Here is a 17,603-nt window from a genome sequence, read left to right as displayed (position 1 = left end):
TCTGTAATCACCCTCCGTATTATCCTCCTGAACTCCCCATAATGATCCCCACAGTATTGGCGTCATTGGTGGTTCGTATGGTGGGTTCATGACTAACTGGATAATTACGCACACGGATAGGTTCAGGGCCGCGGCGCCCCCTTTGTGGGTGTGGTTAATCGCTTGAGGTGTTTGATTATTATTTGTCTCTTTTTCTCGTCCTTTGTTTTCTCGAGCTTCCTACACAGCACCTCAATGACTTGCGACTTAATGTCTTCGTACCTTTCAAACACGTACATTGGTATCTTAACGGCTAGGTATTTACCGCTTTTATTAACGCGTACGTACTTAACAAACTCATCACCATACCTAGCCCTCAACGCGTTGACAATAATCTTCACCTCGGCATCATCCTTAGCCTTATGCACCAACACAACAGTGCCCTTAAGAATGCTTACCGAGAACTTATAGCCAACCACGATGATTTGCATCTCGCCACTTCGCCATTTTACCTCCATTTCGGCTATTCGTCGTAAACTCAGCCACTTCTCGAATGATAACGCGTCGAAGATGTCCTTGAGGATTGGCGGTAAGGCGTTGATCATAGCCCTCGCCAAGTCAATGGCGTTGCCATCGTAAAACCTCACATCGACCGCACCACCGACTGGATAAGGCCTCCAGCCAAAGCCCATACCCTTCAGTCTCTCCAACAACGGCTCCCACGTATCGAGCTTCTTACCCGACATTGTGATTTTAATCACGGCCTTATCGTAGACGCGACCGTTTATTACGAGCTTAACAACGTCCGCATAGCCATCGCCGAGTATTGCTGTGAACATAAGCGCCGGAAGCTCTTCCTTACTAAGCTTGTCGACATTGTTAAGCAATTTACCCTTGATTGATTTATGTCCATTAGACTTTAGGTGCCACTCGATCGTTACATCATTCTCATTAACATTAATGGCATCTACATGCACGTAATTCTCACCTGGGTAAAGCAGTGCCCAAGCGATGACCTGCCATATCTGCGTTGTTGTCATGGCTGCATGGCCCTTCTCGATAAAACCATCAGTCTCCTCAAATCCGCCCTTTAACGCCCTAAGCACGTCATTAACGAATTTCCTATATTCCTTCTCGCTCATTGTCTTAATGAAGATGTTGGGCACCTCAATGGTCATACCCTCAAGGCCATTAAGCACCAGCTGAACCGTTACACCGCCGGTACTTGTTCTATGCGCCTCCAACGTCACGTGTTCGTAATACACGCTTATTCCCTTCTCACCCTCCCAAATAATGACCTCGACCCTCCCGCTCATTAGGTCATCAATTAGTCTCCTAACCTCGTCGCCAACACTACGCCAGTAATTCAGGAACCGCTCGTTGTAGCCTATGAACTTGTTAACCATCCCTAGGAGGTCGTTTATGACCTCCTCGCTGTATCTGCCCCTTAATTGAACCTCAAGCCTATCACGCCTCTCAAGCCACTCATCCATCCACTCTATTATCCACCAATCATCCCAAACACGCCAGCGTCGTATTCGCTCGATCGCTTCGCTTAACAACCCAACGGCCTTGTCCTTCGCACCCTCACCAGCATCACCACCGCAGACGTACTCCCCACCACGCTTAACACCCATACAGAACTTGTTCCTCCTCAACAACCTTCTAAGCTCCTCGCTCAGGGTCTGCGGTGGGCCTGGACGCCCCAGCCCAGGCCCACTCCGCCCCGCTTGCGTTATTAACGGCGTTATTGGCGTTAGTAGCATTGACGTTTTCAGCTTGCGTAGTCAACCCGCGCAGCCTAGGTATCATAGGCAGCTTAGTGGTGGATGCATCGGTGGGGAGCCCGCCCCTCCCCGTGGAGGGCGGAGACTCCCCTATGGCCCCCGAACCGGGGGCAGGATCATTCGGGGATGTTTTAACGGACGGATTTGAACTGTTCCTCCTCTCCTCCATCCGGCTCACCTGGGAAGAGACGCCCCATCGGGTTCACACCCCTCATGGATCGGGATCGCCCAGTGGGGCCATACCACCCACCACCCGAGGATGAGCGCAAAATCAAGGAATTTGGAAAATCGAGTTAAGGTGGGTTGGCGCCCCACCGGGCAACCCCGGCAAGGCGCCTCCTCCCAGGTGAGCCGGATGGGCCGCACCTCACGGGGAGGGGCGGACCCCACTACCCCTTACGCATTAAGGCCTTAAATACCCATTGCTCCACGACCATCGTTTACTTAACTAAGCATTTGTTCAGCAATTCCCTGGGTTTTGCTTATTATTTTCCTTCGTTTCTCGGCTTATTCATTGGCAATTGTTTCACGTTTTCGTGAAACAATTTCTTAGTTACTTGGCGCAGTTAATGTGTTTTATTCTCTTTTAGCTCGGGGTTTGCTAAGTAATATTGCACCTGGGCGTTGGTGTGTTCCCCACCCGCTTATCCTACTCCTCCTCCCGCCTACCCACGGCCTGGTTCGGGTTTCATCGTCCCCAATTACCAGGTCCGTGAGCGGCACCCCCGGCTTGTCGGCGTTGGGGCTCGGGTTTCATCTGCCCCAATTGCCCCACCCCACCTGCCGGGAGCCCCTTGACCGAGGGGGCCGCCGGCTCGAGAGGGGGATGGGGAGGAGGGAGGAGTAGGATAAGCGGGTGGGTTTGAGTGGCTAGAGCCAGAGCCACCAGTGCCTTTTGTCGTCCACATCAATTGAAGTGTTGAACTTCCTGCTCAGTTCCTCGAGTGATCGAGCCACCTGGTGTAAGTACGCATCGTAACTCCAAAGGTCACTACAATCCAACGACTCGTCGTAATACCTCACAACCCCATTCCTACACCTCCTCATCAAATCCTCAACCCTGACGATCTGCGACTCCACATCCGCCAAGCCCCTGGCCAACAACCTCGCCATGTTGGCGTCGCTCCCAAGCACACCCGCATTGCCACCTCCACCGCTCAGTAGGGCATTGTAGATGGCCCTCGACAAGTCCCTCAGCAAGTCATGCCTAGTATCTACCACGCTCAAGTCAAGCTCGTCAATAATACTCACTAGGTACTTACTCCCGAATGCCTTAACAAAGGGCAGTACCAAGCTGGCGACCGCAACCAGTGCGCGGAAGTACCATGTGCGTAAACACCGCCTAACCCGCTCATCATAATGCCAATTAGTGTCAAAGCCGTGCTTAAAACACCCACGAGTAAAGTACGCCTTAACGCCACGCTCATCAAAATCCCTCAAGCGCCTCAATAGGATTGCCGCCAACCTCACGCTCTCATTCCAGGCATTAACCATTGTTATCACCACCGTTACTCACGTGCTCACCACAGATGCAGTCAATATTTTGACACTCTCCACAGGGGGCGGTCGCGGCGTTTTAACGGCAGGCCTGGATCATCCCCAACCCTCCGCCCCGGCTCTACCGGGGTGGTTTGGTTGGGGACTCATCGTCTCATTAGCTAGTTAGCATGCTTTATAAGGCGGCTAAGACGTCGATGCGGCGGAAACAATGAGTTTATTAACCCCAGCCAACCTGAGCTTTAGGGGCCGGGGTGGGTCGGCCCGGGCAGTGTCAGCACGTCGTCCCATCTTCAGTGGTCTGCTCGTGCCGTGGTCATCAAACCGCCCGGGCTTCACCCCCACCCCAGCCAACCCCACCCATGCTGGCCGGGGCGAGTCAGCCCGGGCTTGGCAATCAACGCATCGAAGGCAACGAAGGCGATGGGTTTATTAATCACTAAAGGAGACTTTCGGCGGCCGGGTGGGGTGGTCCGCCTCGGCGTATCGCATCCTCTTCAGGGCTCCGCCCAAGGAGCGTTCATCACGGGCTTCATCCCACCCCACCCGGCCAATGCCGGGTGAAGTGGTCAGCCCGTGTCGTTACCTCCTGAGCCATAGCAATATTAGTATTAGTAGTAGTATTAGTGTCCATGGGTGTTCTAGAACTATGGCGGTGATGGTGATTGCCGCGGTGATTACTCCGCCGATTAAAATCACGCCCTCCTCCTCGACCTCCTTCTCCCTTCCCTCTCCTCAATAATTGTTGCAATTTTATTCTTAATGATCACCTCCAACTGTGATTGATACTGCCTAATCCACACCTCTAACTGCTGCATTTGCTGCTGATGTATTTGGTTGAGCTGTTGCTGCAGCATTGAATCGAGCCATGACTGCAGCCGTTGAGTCGCTGCGTCGAGTTTTTGATTAATTATGCGCTCCAAATTCTCTGGCTTCCTACTCAGCTCCTTCACGGCCTCCTTAACAATCTCGTTTTTGAGACCAGCCAGTAAATCCATTAACTGCTCCCTAAACCTTGTCAATTCCTCATTTACATAACCCACCAATTCCATCCTCAACTCCTCCAACTCCAAATCCTCATCCTTCTCCTCATTCACTGCCATCACCCTCTTTTCCTAATGATGATCACACCCTTATGACTGTAGAGAATCTCATACCCCAATTCCTCAAGCATCACCCTCAGGCCGCCGCTATAGATTGATATTATCATACTTCTAGCAATATCATCATTACCACCAACGTATCTTGCGAAATACGATCTAAGGATGCGCGGCGTTATCTTGAATGTACCATCATCAGTACGAACATTCCTCCTATGTCTCGGCAGCTCCTCCTCAAGGAACCTCCTCACCAATTCCTTCGCAACATCAACATACCTATCACCGCCACGCCTAATCACCCTGCGGGTCTGCGGTGGGCCTGGGCGCCCCTTGAATCGCCCCCGAGGACTTCACCCGGGCTTGACCCGGGTGCTATACCTCGGGGTTCATTCCTCCATTAATTTATGTGGAAATTGGTTTTAAGGGCGGGTTCACGCTAGCCTGGCCCTGCATGGCGCCTTGGGTAATACCTAGCGTAGTCTGGGTCTGCGTTGTACCTCGATGCCCTTAGTATTGCGTGCAGTACGTGTGAGGTCTTTGGCTTGCCCAGTCGTTTCCAATTGGCGATAATTACGGCATTCAACCCGTGTAGGTATGCGATGTTCCTAACAATGTTCTCGGCGTTCACGGCCTTGAGTGGGATCGCCCTCGGGTCTGCATTAACGACCTTGTACATGTACTTGGGGAGGCCCATCCTCGATAGGAAGTAGTCCACTGCGTCCATGTACTTGCTTGGGTATGCCGTGAGTGGCTTGATACCCTGCACGTGCAGGCCCGCTAAGTGGTGTAGGTCCTCCACGCCTATGACCGTGTACTCAATGCTGCCCACGCTTACTGAGCAGTTGTTTGAGTCTACCTCGATTGTTGCAGTCCCAATCACTGCGGTTCCGCCGAGTATCAATGCCCTAGGCTCCACGTAAAACACTAGGGCATCCCAATGCATTCCCAGACACCCTGGAGGAGCTGCTGCAGTGGTGTGTAGTCGAAGCCGCGGTCCCTAATCACGCCAAGGTCCACCCCATACGCCTTGGCGCACTGCCTAAGTGTTGTTGCGCCTGTCCTCGGTGGTATTGTTGGGTTTACCTCGACTCGTAGTTCGTAGTATGGCCTCCTCTCGGCAGTCATCTCGAGGAGTTGCCTACTCGTCACGTGTAGGTGCATCAAAGCGGTCAGTGGGGATGCCCAGTGAGGCGGCATTAGGCCTCCCACGTCCTTACCCGAGCCGTAGAACTCGTTCCTCCCGAAGTAGGCCTTGAACCCAACCTCCCTAAATATCACGTTCTCAGGCCTATGGAACATGATTGGGAACTCAATGAATAGCTTGTTCATGCTAATGAACTCCTCTGGAACATCGAACAGCGACTGTGTTATCAATGCGAAGTACCTCCCGTAATTCCTACCAACCCTCACGGAGAAGGTCAGCGTTGACTCGCCGAGTCTGAAGTACAGGTGGGCCTCATCAATCACGAATATCACGTTCCTGGCATCAACGGCGTTGGCGGCTGTTAGGAGTGACAACACGTAGAACCAGCGCTGGACTGGGGTTAGCATCTTAGGTCTATGCCTATTGACCTGCCCCTGAGTTCGCCCTTGAGTAGGCGGTTGATTAGTGGGTGTGTTTTCTGGAATATCCAGTGGTTGAAGTAAGAGAGCCTCCTGATGAGGCCCCTGGCCGCGCTAGCCTCGTCCTCACGCACAATGGTTCCACCCTCAACGGCCTCCTCGAGGAACCTCAGGACACTGCCTACCGATGGCTCCCCACCCCTCGCCATTAACTGCCTATAGGCCAGCATTAGCGTGTAGTCCATGGCAGGAGTCTTTGCGTAGGGTAGCCTAGGGAACCTCATTGTTAGGACCTCATCAAGCACGTCCAGGAACTCCATGTCGCCGAGGAAGTCAAGTGGGTTGAGGGGGTATGGCGCGTGGTAGTCGGTGTAACCTCATAACTGCCGGCAATGTCGAAGACAACGACCGTGTAGTCCTGCGGTACATCCACCAACGCATTTTTTATGAGGGTCGTCTTCCCAGTGCCTATCGCCCCAAAGATCAACGCATGAGTCTCATCCAACACCATTAGGCGGAAGAGGTGCTTCGCCGGCTCGTTTATGACCGCCTTGAAGGTCAGCCCACCCACCTGTAACTGACCATCACCCTGGCCCACCGGGCTCGCCTGGCCTATTGGACTTACCTGAGGTTGATTGGCCCTCCTCCAAAACATCACTACTGTGGCCGAGGCCCTTTAAAAGGGCTAGTGCCTTTGCCGTGGCCCTCACCGTCATGTCCCCTGGGTTGTAGGTTGCGTAGCCCATGGTTATTGCCTTTAGGACTGGTTCCTGACCACCGAGCATGTCCGCCAGGGACTTCAGCGTAGCCACACCACCCAAATCCCTCACCAGTACTTCGACTGCGTTGACCACATCATCATCGATCTTTGGCTCCCTGGGCTCTGCCAGGTTGAAGAACCTGGCTGGGTACTCAATGAACCTCCTGTTGGTTCCAATCACCTCCAGCTTACTGCCGAAGTCCGTTGTCTCCCTAAGCTCATCAACCCTAGGCACCCTAACCAACTTCCTGATTATTTCGTCGAATACGTAGAACCTGCCTGCATCAAAGGTGCTTGAGTGCACGGCAACGTCAACGCCCAAAGCCTTGAGCTGCGCCAAGGCATCCGTTAACCTAGGCCATAGGTCTGAGTAGAACTCAACATTGACCCTCAGCGATGACGCCAGGGCTAGGCCAATTATTGTTGATAGTGGCTCAATCGTTGGTATCGGCGCGGAGCGTAGGCTGGTCCTTAGTTCACCAACATCGTAGTTGTCTGTTAGCTCGACCGAGGCGGGTAGCGCAAAGCCGCAGTCAGCGAGTACGTCACCGAGTGCCTTTATGTGCGTTGCATCGCAGTTAATGCCCAACTCATGAAACACCCTATTAATCAACGCCCTACCCAGTGGCGTCAACCCAGCATTGGGCACTCCATCCAGTGCCTTAGCATTGCCCAGCCTGAAAGTCACGCCCGTGTTAATGCCTTGGTAATCCAGCCTCCCTAGGACCAGCCTAATCATCGGTGTGTGGGGTTAATGCCTTAATAAGGCGTTAATTTGTTGATGGCTTTATATAGGTGTTTACTACCTCAAAACTGATGGGGAGGAAAGTCAGTGTTTGGGAGTGGGTTGTGGCTGTACTGCTCTGGATTGTTAAGATCCTCATTTTTACCCCAGTCCTTGGCTTCATAATAATTGGGTTGATAGCCTATGGGCTTTTGACCCACCACTACTGGCTTGCAACGTATTTATTGGTTTTTTTACCTGGCGCTCAGTGGTTTTGTGAGACTCTTTGTCCGTGACTAGGATTGTGATTGGCGTGTTGCGTATCCACTCTGCCGTGGCTGGTTATTCCCAGGTTGCCGTGTGTATGGCCTTAGTGCCTCGTGATTCCCTCGGCGAATGCGTATGCCCTCATTAGGTTCACTGCCCTGGCGATGTCGTCCTTCAGTGTTGTTAGGGTTACCTCCTCACCCGCCAGTTGCGCCTTAAGCTCCCCCTCATACTTACTGAGTAGCCTCGCCAACTCCCCGGCGTGCCTAAGTAATTCCCTTGGCGTTGGTGCCTCGAGAACCCTCAATGCCTCATTTACCTCCTTGAGTATTTCATCGAATGGCCTGAGCCACTCCTCCAACTGCCCCACCTCCCTACCCAACTGGGCCAGTTGCCGCCACTGCTCGGGGCTTAACCCAGTGGGTTGGTTTAGGGCTGCATTGAGTATTTGCTGTACCTGGCCCCTGAGCTCCCCCAACCTATCCCTAACGGGTCTCGTCACGGCGTTTATATCGCTGGTGATGCGGTGGAGTACTGCATCGAGCTCATTACTCAGGTAGTCCCTGACCTGCCCGAGTATTTTAGCGGTTAGGCCAGGCGCCATGTACCTCCTAACCAACTCCCCAACCACCTCCCTACCAATCCCACCTATCGATGCATAGCCACCCCCAATTGTTAGGTCCCTGACGGCTCTGTGGAACTCCCTGAGGCCGCCCTCGGCATTTGCTGTGAGGATCTTGGGCACGAGACCCGGCGCCGACTCCTCAATCCTGTCCAGGTCTATTCGGTCTAGGTTGTGGAGTTGCTTAAGTGCCCTAAACAACTGCCTAAACTCGGTTAGGCACTCACCGCCAACGCACTCGGCGTGCTCCATGGCCAGTTGCCCCCAGTCAATGGCCTCGTTTAAATCCACGTACTCACCCAGTGCCATTAGCACCTGGGCCATTGGAAGTAGCCCACTGGACACAGCCCTATCAATGACCCTCCTAAGCGCCCTCCACTCCCTACCCCTCCTACCACCGCTCAGTGCCGTTTCCTCAAGCCACCTACCATGCTCATCAATGACTAGGTACGCAGTTATTGCCGAGTCAACCACGACGTTGCCCCTGGCCACCGCGGCAAGCCTCGGGAATACCTCACCGAAGGACTTGCCGTTACTCAACGCGCCTGAACCCTCCCTATACAGCCTAACATACTCATCAATGAGTAGGCGGAACTCCCTAAACCGCCCACCAACCTCCCTAACCCACTCACCGTAGTTCAATGCTCTTAGAGTGTCAATGACTGCCTGGCGAATCACGCCTGGGTCCCTCGACGCTGCCTGTAGGGCCCTCGCCTCAAGGGCTTCCCTGTACTTCACGGCGAGGAATGGGGCTAGGGCCGTCGTTAACTCCCTAACACTCGCCCTGTTGATCAGCATTAACTCAGCGTCATCCGCACCCCTACTCATTGCCTCGTTTATTCTGTTGGTGTGCTTAACCCACCAGTCGTTTATTGTGGTGATTGCCCTGTAGTTGTCCCTGAAGTAGTTCAGGAGTGGTTTCAGGGAGTCGTAACTCAGGACAACGCTGCTCCTCATTGTGTGTAGCACATCGGTTATTGCCTTTAAGTCACCCCTGGCCCTCTCCTTGACTTCCCTATTATTCATGTACCTTGGCAGTGCTTGGCCCACGTGCTTGGCATGTGCGTTGCTTAGTGCCTCCCTAGCCCTTGAGTACTCAATTCCCATTGCACTGGCCAGCTCCAGCACCGCCTCGAGGTCGCCCCTAAGCATTGACTGCACTGCTTGGGTTGCCCGCCTCAACCTATCCATTGACTCCCTTGCCTCACCATACCTATCCAGTACGTGTGGCCTGAGCACCTCCCTAACAGCAAGCCATGCATCAAGCCTATTAGGCGCCACCTCAAGCCTACGCACCACCTCCCCAAGGCCCTGGCCCGCCGGCTTGGTCCCTTTCCTATTGAGGCCATAGGGATGTATTAACCGCACTTTCGGCATTCTCCCTCTGTGGGGATGTTCATCTTTCAATTTAAAATCATACACCATAAACTCGTACCTAAAGCCGGCACCACATGATCGAGATCCCTCAATATTCTATTGAAATCCTCGGGTGAGTCAATATAGTGTTTCGAAAAATAATGTTATAAAGTGTTTCAATTTTCTATTGAAATCCTCAAACCAGTTAATTATAACAACCTATGAGAAGGAGGTTACACCATAGTTTCAATTTTCTATTGAAATCTTCCTCGGTAGTTCTAGCGAGTGCATGTGTCTCGCGGGCACGTCCTATGTTTCAATATTCTATTGAAATCTTCAGTACTTAATGAGTTTGGCATAAAGTACTACGTGAGTGCCGGGAGTTTCAATATTCTATTGAAATCTTCGAGTGGTTGGGCAAGGTCTCCTTTACCCTCTGAGTCTTAGTTGCCAGTTTCAATATTCTATTGAAATCTTCATGAGGTTGAGAAGTTGAGGATACACCTGGATAATGAGTTGAGGTAGTTTCAATATTCTATTGAAATCTTCTACTCAGTTATTACGGCAGGTACTCAGAGGTATTAGGCTTAACGTTTCAATATTCTATTGAAATCTTCCAGAGGAGGAAGATGGCCTACATTAAGGGAGGCGCCACCAAAGTTTCAATATTCTATTGAAATCTTCGTCCAGATACAACACATGCCGGGCCAGGCAAACATACAGGAAGGTTTCAATATTCTATTGAAATCTTCTTGTTAGGGAAATGCCGATAAAGGTCATTGAGATTCAGGATAAGTTTCAATATTCTATTGAAATCTTCCCTCCCAGCTCACGCAATACGGCATTTTTACTGATGGGTTGCTGTTTCAATATTCTATTGAAATCTTCTCTCCTAATTAATTGATGACTACTAGAAAACATCATCACAGGTTTCAATATTCTATTGAAATCTTCTGATGCGTAGCTTTATTTGTCCCTTTATAAGTCTTTCCTCCCTCGTGTTTAGACGCCATTAGAACATCTTTCAGCTCCTAATCTTCGCGAGTCGTTTTTGTTCTTACGATCTGCATTAGGGATTGAATTGTTGTTCTAATGGTCAATTCAATTCCACCTAGCCGTGCCTGTTCTAATGGAAGTTTATGCAATGTAAAACGATAAGTGTGCACGGTACCATGCACACAACATGTTCATTGATATGTTCAATCCCAAAAGGAAAGGTTTATGAATGTGTGCACGATACCGTGCACACCGCCTAACCTAAAGTGTATGGCTTCGTGCACCTGGGCTTTGTTTTTGTTGTGTTTGTGTGGTTGTGGCTTTGTTGATTGTTGTGTGGTGTTTGTTCATTGTTGGGTTATTGGTAGACTTGGCTCGGCAGTGTTCGTCCTGTCCATGCTCCTTAATGCCTGGGCGTGCCTCATGGTGCTTTAGCTCACCTACTGCAATGCCAACCCCCTTTAGGCCTTACGTTGATTCGCGTGGTGGGGCTTCCCTGAGGGTGTGCTGTATTGTTCTTGGTCGTGGTGGGCCCTGGGATTGCCATTGTGTGCCTTGGGGCTTGTGTCATGTTATTACTTCCCTTATTATTTCGTGGGTTTTTCCGTTTAGTATTAGGGATGTTGGTATTACCTTAATTCCACCGCCTGCCCTCTCCATGGCCCTTTTCAATTCCTCGTCCCTAACTACGAGTATTCTCTTACCTGCGCTTACGTGCTCAAGCCTGTAGAGCGCCTCGAGTAGGCTCCCGCTGATCACGACCTCGAAGGCGTAGGCGATTTCGTCACCGTCGAGCCAGGCAACGTCAAGCCTAAAATCACCAACACTAAACTCCTGAACAGCCTCAAAGCCAACCCTCCTGCCGACCTCGACAAGCCTCTCCTTGACAAGCCTATGCTCAACAGACTCGGCATCAACCTCACCACCCTGAGAACCAACCACGAAGAGGTTCCTTAATTTATTAACAATGGACTTGTACTCATTGCTTAATGAGTTGAGTACATTGGGAGGTATTGAGACCCTATCGATGGGTTCGACGTTGTACTGGGCTAGTTCATCAGGTAGGGCATTCTCGGATTGGAACCTATTGATGTACGGCTCTAGGAACCACCCAGGCTCGATCCACCACATGGATAATGAGCACTTCGGCTCGGTTTCAAAGCACATGAGTTTGACCTTGAGGATTAGGTCGTTGAGTGAGTCCTTGGGTACCAGTGCGTATTTGTATTGATAATCACCTTTCACGACACTTACCACGCCTTCGCCGAGCCTCTCTATCCTTATGAGTGAGTCTCCCCTACGTATGAATAGGTACTCATCCCCATGGATGGATATCAAGGCCCTGCCACGAACCTTTGCCTTAACCTCCTCAAACAACTTATTGACCTCCTCGGTACTCAATGTAACGGCGTATCTATTGGCGTTGGTTATCCTGAGGATACCGAGCCCCTAAGTTTTAAGATTAGACCAAGTAGAGGTATGTGGGGATGTCGTTTATACATTAATATGGCCGTATTTCTTAAGGCTGATGTGCAATTAAGGGTGATGGTGCCCTTACTTAGGGTGGCGGATGTCCTGGTGGGCCTTATGATTTTATCGCGCCGTACCTCCACAGCCATCCCGGCCTCCCTGGCTATGGCTTCGGCAACCCTGTCACATGGCTCTTCCTCGTTCACCTCTCCCCTCATGAGTAATGCCTTGACTATGTCTGCTATGGTGGTGAATTCATTGTCGGATAGCGGAGCTGGCGCGGTGAGGCTCAGTATCGATGTGATTACTTGGTCGGCTAGGTCCTGCATACAATCAATTCCTAATTAAGCGCCTTAAAAAGTTAGTGATTTATTGTGTTTGTTTGGAGAAGTCAATGCATTAGGTCTTTGATTATGCTGTCTATTTCATCGTATATGTCCTGCTGCCTCTTTGATGCTAGGATTAGTTCTGCGAGCCAGCGTGGCTTGCTCCTCCTTTCCTCCTGGCCTGGGCCGCCCTGGTCATGAGCATGTGTAGGACGCCCATGTGGATCTTCAGCCTTCTTAATTCACCCCTGAATTCTGCAATGAATTCGTCGATTTGGCTTGTCAGACTGGCTATTACTTTGTGGTGGAGTTTTATTTCGAGTATTAGGAGTTCGTTTTTGATGATGAGTGCGATGTCTGGGTTAATGCTGGTTAGTGGTATGTGCGTACTCGGCATTGTCGTGATTGAGGGTTCGAGTATGAAGTCGTAACACCTCTGCCGTGCGTAGCATGCCATTATTGCCGTGCCCAGCACGCCGAGGTGGCCCACGTATGCGTTGCCAAATCTATTCCTAAGCCATGCAATGCCCCTGTCTCTCCATGATTTGCAGGTCTCATTAATTAATTCCATGTATTCCCCAGGTGCCAGGCCGGAGCGACTCCTACCGCCGCTGCTAACGTGAATTGTAATGCCGCTTATGGCGTATTCATAGTCACTCCTTAACTCACCCATGGGCCAAGTCCCGCTCTACGACGTTGAATCCCTCCTCCCTGAGGTAATCATCGACGTAATAGCCCAGGTATTCATTCCTCTTCTCCTCGATGTCGAGCCCGAGGAGTCTCTTCACGAGTCTCTCGAGCTCCCAACCCCTGTAGTTACCGTACTTCCTAACCACCTCGTCAATCCTGGACAGCACGGGTTTTGGGAGACTTACCTGCGTTTTCCTGGCAATGCTTATCCTCACCGTGGTGTATAGGTTGTCGAGGGCCTCGGTGCTTATCACGTTATTGTCCTCGAGCTCGTCGATCGCGTCGTACACCTCATTGCTCATGGGGCCGAAGTTCCACAGGAAGAATTCAACCCTGGTGATGGGGTTGCCGCCGTATAGGTACTTAATGGCTTTCTTGCTGAGCACACCCCTCCTAATGTCGTATTGTACGAGGAATAACACCTTCATGAGTTTCTTAAGTCCGTCAATGGAGCCTCCGAGCTTCTCTACTACTGCGTAAATCACGTCCCCAGGGCCGTATTGGGTGGCTTGAGACCTCGCACTATCGAGCCCAACCCCCCTGATGGACATGCTAATTGAGTGGTCACGGGGCTCTTTAAAAACCTACCTGGCAAACCCATGACCATAATCTTCCTCCCTCAAGGATATACCGCTCATATTTCAGATTCTCTTTAGAGATTTGGGGTCGTTAGTTTATTAGGTTCTTTTAAGCCTTACTCGCCTCCTCCCTGTGGTTTTCGTCAGAACATTTATCCCCACGCACGTTCACGTGCCGTGGATGTTCCGACGGTTTCCACCTGGAATTGAACCGTTGTTCTGATGTTCAATTCAATTCCGCAATAACGTAAATGTTCTGACGGTTTATGGTTTGGTTGTGTGGGTTGTTAGGTAAGGCATTAAAGTTGGGTGTGGCCTTGCCCTCCGTGGTTAGGTTGGTCGTTACGTTGGGTACGACGCCGGGTGGTGTCTATGAGTCCTTCATTAACCTGCGCCTGGGTAGGTGCATTGGCTGTGTTGGTCCTGTGGGTGTTGACGAGGTTTACGTGGTTAGGAGTGCCTCCGTGGAATTCACCTGGAAGCTCGTTAAGGCAATCTTCACCTGCTGCGACACTGGCGATGTAGTTATTAAGGACTTGGTAGCCCCCATGGAGGATATGGAGGATCCCGAGGACTTTAGGCGTTTCATGGATGCGGTGCTCTCCGTGGTGCGGGGCGGCGATTACGTGGATTTCACGGGTGGTAGGAAGGCCATGAGTGTGGCTGCGGCGTTGGCGGCTAGGGAGGTTGGGGCTCACCTGGTGACCACGGTCGTACCGCCTGAGGAGTATGGTAGGGTTAATGAGTTGATTAGGAGGCTGAGGGGTGTGGAGGGCTTGGTTGAGGAGGCTGCGAGGGGTAATTGCGGAATCAAGGACTTGGTCTGTGGGTTGGTTTCGGGTGGTGCGAGGACCATCGTGCTCATGTGATGCTGTGGCCGACCGTGTGGCCTGGTTTAAAAGGGTGCGTGCCTAGGTACTTAGTGGTATGACTGGGCACAGCGATGAGCTATGGCCCTTTGAGGCTGCCAGGAGGGTTTTGACGAGGCATAGGGGTTGGGGCTACTTCCTAATCGTTATTGGCGCCTTCATACTGCTAGCGGCTGCAGGGCTTAGGTCTGCCGTGGGTGTGGTGTTTAGCCTGCCGTTTATTGCAGGTGGCTACCTGGTGCTTAGGAGGACCAGTATTCCTAGGGACCTGCTGCCCATTGGTGGTAGGGGTGGTAGGAAGTACTTCATAGGGAGTGACGGTATTTACAGGAATAGGGAGTTAATCGCTAGGTGGGGTGACGTCAGCGACGTACAGGTGGTTACCGAGCATGAATCGGCGAGGACCTACCTAAGCCTCCGCGGCTACCTGGCCAGTGGCAACATGGTCGTTGACTATGACGTGGTTAAGGAGGGTGTCATTAGGGTTTACCTGAGGGATGGTAGGACTATCGATGTGCCGCACGTGATCTACCCAACGCAGGTCGTTGAGTACGTGAGGAGGAGGTACCTGGGTAGGCAGTGATGTGGTTGGTGGCGTGGGTGGTAAAGTTAAAAATAGTTGAAAATAACCTAGGTGGTGAATTTTCTATGTCGCAGGGAGTTGACATAGGCTTCATTGGGGGTAAGGTCAAGGCAATAGTGGGTGAGATACTCAGCTACTACTCTGGTAAGGAGGAGGTCATTAAGGAGATACTCGCAGCAGTGCTTGCCGGCGGCCACGTACTCCTCGAGGACGTACCCGGCGTTGGCAAGACGTTTTTGGCGAAGCTCATTGCTAAGGTCTCGGCCTGCAGTTCTCGAGGATTCAGTTCACGCCTGATTTACTGCCCAGTGACATAGTTGGTACCAAGGTTTGGAGGCCTGCGGAGGGTAGGTTTGAGGTTGTGAGGGGACCAATATTCGCCAATTTCATACTGGCTGATGAGATAAATAGGGCTCCGCCGAAGACCCAGGCGGCGCTCCTCGAGGCTATGGAGGAGCTCCAGGTCACCATTGAGGGCGAGACCTTTAGGCTTCCGCAGCCCTTCATAGTCATTGCCACCCAGAACCCGATTGAGTATGAGGGCACATACCCACTACCCGAGGCTCAGATGGATAGGTTCATGCTCAAGCTAAGCCTTGGCTACCCGAGTGAGGATGAGGAGGGTGAGTTGTTGAATAGGAGGATTAAGTGGATGACCGATGACCCGACCGGCTACGCGAGCACGGTGACGAGTGCGGATGAATTATTGGCCATTAGGCAGTTCATAGAGGCTAGGGTTAGGGTTGACCAGGATATCATCAAGTACATACTTGCCTTCAGGGCGATTAGGGGTGACGAGAGGGTTGCCGCGGGGCCGAGCCCCAGGGGATTGCTATCGCTGCTTAGGATGGCTAGGGCCATGGCCGTGATTGATGGTAGGGATTACGTGATACCTGACGATGTTAAGTCCGTGGCGCCTGACGTGCTTGGCCACAGGATTGTACTGAAGCCTGAGTACGCCATTGAGGGTGAGATCACGGGTAGGGACGTGGTTCTTGAGTACCTGAGTAAGATACCCGTGCCTAAGTGATGGTTATGGTTAGGGAGATCAGTAAGTCCTACTACCTATTGATGGCCATACCCATATTCACGGCCATCATGGCTTCATAGCCACGGCTAGGGACCTGCTAATGGCCGTCGTATTCTCGGCAATCATGGTCTCCCTGGCCATGGCCACGAACACGAGCCCAACAATAACCGTGGAGCTCCAGGTCCCGAGGACCAGGGTGTTCGCCGGTGATGAGGTTGAGGTTAGGGCCAGGGTGTCCGTAAGGGGCGGCTTCGGGCTAATCTCCATCGCCATGCCGCCGGCCACGTACGGAGGCGTGGCCAGGTATAGGGAGGGGTTCGAGGTGGTTAGTGGTAAGGCGGCGCAGGTATTCTTCAAGGGCTTCGGTAACGTGGAGAGGGAGTTTAGGTTTAGGGTTAGGGCGATGAAGAGGGGCGTCTATGACTTTGGCCGTGTTAGGTATGCGTACCACCACCTATTTGGCCTTAGGATCATTGAGGATGAGGTTGATGAGGAGATTAGGCTCATTGTAATGCCCAGGTATAGGATTATCAGGAGGAGCGTTGGCAGGATTAAGCCGGCCACGGTGACGCCTAGGGTAACGCCGAATAGCTTGGGCCACACTCAACGGATTTCAGGGATATTAGGGAGTACGTGCCTGGTGACCCGTTTAAGTTCATTAATTGGAAGGCCACGGCAAGGTCCGTGGAGGGTAAGGTCATGGTTAATGAGTACGATAGGGAGGGCCTAAGGAACGTGGTATTCCTAATAGACCTGGGCCCCTGGATGAGGCTTGGCTACCCTCACGAGAACCCACTGGAGTATGGCGCGTCGCTGGTGCTCTCGCTCACCAAGGTCCTGCTTAGGTATGGCTACAACGTTGGCCTATGGACAATACCGCCAAGCAACATCTACGTAATTCCCTCCTCAGGCCAGACCCAGTTCTACAGGGTCCTCAACGCCCTATTGAGGATTGAGTACCTGGAGAAGCCGAGGTACGAGGTTGCGGACCCAGCCTGCTAAGGGTAGTTGTGGAGACCAAGCCAGTGCTCATTGTGGTCACGAACATAGCCAATAGGGATGCCGTGAACGCCATTAGGAAATCCCTATGCCTAGGTCAGGACGGGAGGTGTAGGTTGCTGGGTAGGGTGTTGGTCATTGATGTGAGCCACGGATCGGTAGTAATGAGGGAGAAGCTTGGTGAGTACGGCGTTGAGACCTGCATTGGGCGCATAACCACTAGGGGTAGGCTGTACAGGGCCCTGCCGAGGGGCGTTCTCGTGGCTCCCTGGGACCCGGCTTGCGAGGGTGTTGGGCTTGCGGTAGCTAGGTTAATGCCGAGGATTAGGTGGTTGTCATGAGGATCGCCTCGGCATTGTTGGCGGTGGTGCTACCGCTGACGCCGTACCTGGTGCTCATGGAGATGA

General features: G+C 52.1%; 23 protein-coding genes, 1 pseudogene and 1 CRISPR repeat array. Of the genes and pseudogenes, 10 read left to right on the top strand and 14 right to left on the bottom strand.

Annotated features, from left to right (window positions below):
- Nucleotides 1-43: 43 nt before the first annotated feature.
- Nucleotides 44-133, top strand: a pseudogene (locus JCM14467_RS20180) (alpha/beta hydrolase family protein); the annotation flags it as partial.
- On the opposite strand, the gene JCM14467_RS11560 reads toward JCM14467_RS20180, so the two are convergent.
- The 9 genes from JCM14467_RS11560 to JCM14467_RS11520 form a co-directional block, all read right to left on the bottom strand.
- Complete coding sequence (locus JCM14467_RS11560) at nucleotides 123-1,745, bottom strand: hypothetical protein (protein WP_054850262.1); 1,623 nt, start codon at nucleotides 1,743-1,745, stop codon at nucleotides 123-125. The pseudogene JCM14467_RS20180 and the gene JCM14467_RS11560 overlap by 11 nt on opposite strands.
- 891 nt (nucleotides 1,746-2,636) lie before the next feature.
- A complete protein-coding gene (locus JCM14467_RS11550; RefSeq protein ID WP_252901504.1) occupies nucleotides 2,637-3,260 on the bottom strand; it encodes a hypothetical protein in 624 nt (207 codons plus the stop codon).
- 698 nt (nucleotides 3,261-3,958) lie between these two features.
- Nucleotides 3,959-4,360, bottom strand: a complete 402-nt coding sequence (locus JCM14467_RS11545) for a hypothetical protein (protein WP_252901475.1) — start codon at nucleotides 4,358-4,360, stop codon at nucleotides 3,959-3,961.
- A gap of 5 nt (nucleotides 4,361-4,365) precedes the next feature.
- Nucleotides 4,366-4,662: a hypothetical protein gene (locus JCM14467_RS11540; RefSeq protein WP_054850258.1), complete on the bottom strand. Its 297-nt coding sequence runs from the start codon at nucleotides 4,660-4,662 to the stop codon at nucleotides 4,366-4,368.
- A 137-nt stretch (nucleotides 4,663-4,799) separates the two neighbouring features.
- Complete coding sequence (locus tag JCM14467_RS11535; RefSeq protein WP_054850257.1) at nucleotides 4,800-5,306, bottom strand: hypothetical protein; 507 nt, start codon at nucleotides 5,304-5,306, stop codon at nucleotides 4,800-4,802.
- A complete protein-coding gene (locus JCM14467_RS11530; protein ID WP_054850256.1) occupies nucleotides 5,288-5,914 on the bottom strand; it encodes a hypothetical protein in 627 nt (208 codons plus the stop codon). Before JCM14467_RS11530 ends, JCM14467_RS11535 begins: the two co-directional genes overlap by 19 nt.
- Nucleotides 5,908-6,246 carry a hypothetical protein gene (locus JCM14467_RS11525; protein WP_054850255.1) on the bottom strand — a complete coding sequence of 113 codons (339 nt, stop codon included), beginning with the start codon at nucleotides 6,244-6,246 and terminating at the stop codon, nucleotides 5,908-5,910. The genes JCM14467_RS11530 and JCM14467_RS11525 overlap by 7 nt, the downstream gene beginning before the upstream one ends.
- Nucleotides 6,213-6,497: a type IV secretion system DNA-binding domain-containing protein gene (locus JCM14467_RS18160; protein ID WP_252901474.1), complete on the bottom strand. Its 285-nt coding sequence runs from the start codon at nucleotides 6,495-6,497 to the stop codon at nucleotides 6,213-6,215. The genes JCM14467_RS11525 and JCM14467_RS18160 overlap by 34 nt, the downstream gene beginning before the upstream one ends.
- 13 nt (nucleotides 6,498-6,510) lie before the next feature.
- Nucleotides 6,511-7,425 (bottom strand): hypothetical protein, encoded by a 915-nt coding sequence (locus tag JCM14467_RS11520; protein WP_054850254.1) that lies wholly within the window; start codon nucleotides 7,423-7,425, stop codon nucleotides 6,511-6,513.
- A 77-nt stretch (nucleotides 7,426-7,502) separates the two neighbouring features.
- On the opposite strand from JCM14467_RS11520, the gene JCM14467_RS11515 reads away from it, so the two are divergent.
- A complete protein-coding gene (locus JCM14467_RS11515; RefSeq protein ID WP_252901473.1) occupies nucleotides 7,503-7,706 on the top strand; it encodes a hypothetical protein in 204 nt (67 codons plus the stop codon).
- A gap of 74 nt (nucleotides 7,707-7,780) precedes the next feature.
- On the opposite strand, the gene JCM14467_RS11510 is transcribed toward JCM14467_RS11515, so the two are convergent.
- Nucleotides 7,781-9,595 carry a hypothetical protein gene (locus JCM14467_RS11510; protein WP_252901472.1) on the bottom strand — a complete coding sequence of 605 codons (1,815 nt, stop codon included), beginning with the start codon at nucleotides 9,593-9,595 and terminating at the stop codon, nucleotides 7,781-7,783.
- Between the two features lie 166 nt (nucleotides 9,596-9,761).
- Nucleotides 9,762-10,609: direct repeats of the CRISPR family, unit length 25 nt; unit sequence GTTTCAATATTCTATTGAAATCTTC.
- Nucleotides 10,610-10,882: 273 nt separating this feature from the next.
- On the opposite strand from JCM14467_RS11510, the gene JCM14467_RS18155 reads away from it, so the two are divergent.
- Nucleotides 10,883-11,086, top strand: coding sequence for a hypothetical protein (locus tag JCM14467_RS18155; RefSeq protein WP_252901471.1), 204 nt, complete (start codon nucleotides 10,883-10,885; stop codon nucleotides 11,084-11,086).
- 132 nt (nucleotides 11,087-11,218) lie between these two features.
- On the opposite strand, the gene JCM14467_RS11505 is transcribed toward JCM14467_RS18155, so the two are convergent.
- From JCM14467_RS11505 to JCM14467_RS11490, 4 genes are all read right to left on the bottom strand, one after another.
- Nucleotides 11,219-12,052, bottom strand: coding sequence for a hypothetical protein (locus JCM14467_RS11505; protein ID WP_054850251.1), 834 nt, complete (start codon nucleotides 12,050-12,052; stop codon nucleotides 11,219-11,221).
- A gap of 26 nt (nucleotides 12,053-12,078) precedes the next feature.
- Nucleotides 12,079-12,450: a hypothetical protein gene (locus JCM14467_RS11500; RefSeq protein ID WP_054850250.1), complete on the bottom strand. Its 372-nt coding sequence runs from the start codon at nucleotides 12,448-12,450 to the stop codon at nucleotides 12,079-12,081.
- A gap of 133 nt (nucleotides 12,451-12,583) precedes the next feature.
- The gene (locus JCM14467_RS11495; protein WP_054850249.1) at nucleotides 12,584-13,120 is read right to left on the bottom strand and encodes a hypothetical protein; all 537 of its coding nucleotides are present in this window, start codon (nucleotides 13,118-13,120) and stop codon (nucleotides 12,584-12,586) included.
- On the bottom strand, nucleotides 13,113-13,688 hold the full coding sequence (locus JCM14467_RS11490) for a Panacea domain-containing protein (RefSeq protein ID WP_252901470.1): 576 nt from the start codon (nucleotides 13,686-13,688) through the stop codon (nucleotides 13,113-13,115). The genes JCM14467_RS11495 and JCM14467_RS11490 overlap by 8 nt, the downstream gene beginning before the upstream one ends.
- A 338-nt stretch (nucleotides 13,689-14,026) precedes the next feature.
- Here JCM14467_RS11490 and crn1 point away from each other — a divergent pair, with 338 nt between their 5' ends.
- The 7 genes from crn1 (at nucleotide 14,027) to JCM14467_RS11460 (ending at nucleotide 17,537) form a co-directional block, all read left to right on the top strand.
- Nucleotides 14,027-14,584, top strand: a complete 558-nt coding sequence (crn1, locus tag JCM14467_RS11485; RefSeq protein WP_252901503.1) for a CRISPR-associated ring nuclease Crn1 — start codon at nucleotides 14,027-14,029, stop codon at nucleotides 14,582-14,584.
- 58 nt (nucleotides 14,585-14,642) lie between these two features.
- Nucleotides 14,643-15,167, top strand: coding sequence for a hypothetical protein (locus JCM14467_RS11480; protein ID WP_054850248.1), 525 nt, complete (start codon nucleotides 14,643-14,645; stop codon nucleotides 15,165-15,167).
- Between the two features lie 65 nt (nucleotides 15,168-15,232).
- The gene (locus JCM14467_RS20175; protein WP_342765540.1) at nucleotides 15,233-15,484 is read left to right on the top strand and encodes a MoxR family ATPase; all 252 of its coding nucleotides are present in this window, start codon (nucleotides 15,233-15,235) and stop codon (nucleotides 15,482-15,484) included.
- Nucleotides 15,433-16,197, top strand: coding sequence for an AAA family ATPase (locus JCM14467_RS11475; RefSeq protein ID WP_342765545.1), 765 nt, complete (start codon nucleotides 15,433-15,435; stop codon nucleotides 16,195-16,197). Before JCM14467_RS20175 ends, JCM14467_RS11475 begins: the two co-directional genes overlap by 52 nt.
- Nucleotides 16,198-16,297: 100 nt before the next feature.
- Complete coding sequence (locus JCM14467_RS11470) at nucleotides 16,298-16,927, top strand: hypothetical protein (protein WP_054850247.1); 630 nt, start codon at nucleotides 16,298-16,300, stop codon at nucleotides 16,925-16,927.
- Nucleotides 16,831-17,199, top strand: coding sequence for a DUF58 domain-containing protein (locus JCM14467_RS11465; RefSeq protein WP_252901469.1), 369 nt, complete (start codon nucleotides 16,831-16,833; stop codon nucleotides 17,197-17,199). Before JCM14467_RS11470 ends, JCM14467_RS11465 begins: the two co-directional genes overlap by 97 nt.
- Nucleotides 17,200-17,207: 8 nt before the next feature.
- Nucleotides 17,208-17,537, top strand: coding sequence for a hypothetical protein (locus JCM14467_RS11460; RefSeq protein ID WP_054850245.1), 330 nt, complete (start codon nucleotides 17,208-17,210; stop codon nucleotides 17,535-17,537).
- The last annotated feature ends 66 nt before the right edge of the window (nucleotides 17,538-17,603 follow it).

The sequence above is a fragment of the Vulcanisaeta sp. JCM 14467 genome, assembly GCF_001316245.1.
In the GTDB taxonomy this organism is placed as follows: Archaea; Thermoproteota; Thermoprotei; order Thermoproteales; family Thermocladiaceae; genus Vulcanisaeta.
Note: the sequence above shows the minus strand (reverse complement) of the source record. Positions and strands in the feature narration are given on the sequence as shown.

Excerpts from the sequence above, each read along its gene's own strand:
- JCM14467_RS11560 (WP_054850262.1), bottom strand. The coding sequence starts at position 1,745 with ATGCTACTAACGCCAATAACGCCGTTAATAACGCAAGCGGGGCGGAGT.
- JCM14467_RS11550 (WP_252901504.1), bottom strand. The coding sequence starts at position 3,260 with ATGGTTAATGCCTGGAATGAGAGCGTGAGGTTGGCGGCAATCCTATTG.
- JCM14467_RS11535 (WP_054850257.1), bottom strand. The coding sequence starts at position 5,306 with ATGCATTGGGATGCCCTAGTGTTTTACGTGGAGCCTAGGGCATTGATA.
- JCM14467_RS11530 (WP_054850256.1), bottom strand. The coding sequence starts at position 5,914 with ATGCTAACCCCAGTCCAGCGCTGGTTCTACGTGTTGTCACTCCTAACA.
- JCM14467_RS11525 (WP_054850255.1), bottom strand. The coding sequence starts at position 6,246 with ATGGAGTTCCTGGACGTGCTTGATGAGGTCCTAACAATGAGGTTCCCT.
- JCM14467_RS11520 (WP_054850254.1), bottom strand. The coding sequence starts at position 7,425 with ATGATTAGGCTGGTCCTAGGGAGGCTGGATTACCAAGGCATTAACACG.
- JCM14467_RS11515 (WP_252901473.1), top strand. The coding sequence starts at position 7,503 with ATGGGGAGGAAAGTCAGTGTTTGGGAGTGGGTTGTGGCTGTACTGCTC.
- JCM14467_RS11500 (WP_054850250.1), bottom strand. The coding sequence starts at position 12,450 with ATGCAGGACCTAGCCGACCAAGTAATCACATCGATACTGAGCCTCACC.
- JCM14467_RS11495 (WP_054850249.1), bottom strand. The coding sequence starts at position 13,120 with ATGGGTGAGTTAAGGAGTGACTATGAATACGCCATAAGCGGCATTACA.
- JCM14467_RS11490 (WP_252901470.1), bottom strand. The coding sequence starts at position 13,688 with ATGTCCATCAGGGGGGTTGGGCTCGATAGTGCGAGGTCTCAAGCCACC.
- JCM14467_RS11480 (WP_054850248.1), top strand. The coding sequence starts at position 14,643 with ATGACTGGGCACAGCGATGAGCTATGGCCCTTTGAGGCTGCCAGGAGG.
- JCM14467_RS20175 (WP_342765540.1), top strand. The coding sequence starts at position 15,233 with ATGTCGCAGGGAGTTGACATAGGCTTCATTGGGGGTAAGGTCAAGGCA.
- JCM14467_RS11470 (WP_054850247.1), top strand. The coding sequence starts at position 16,298 with ATGGCCGTCGTATTCTCGGCAATCATGGTCTCCCTGGCCATGGCCACG.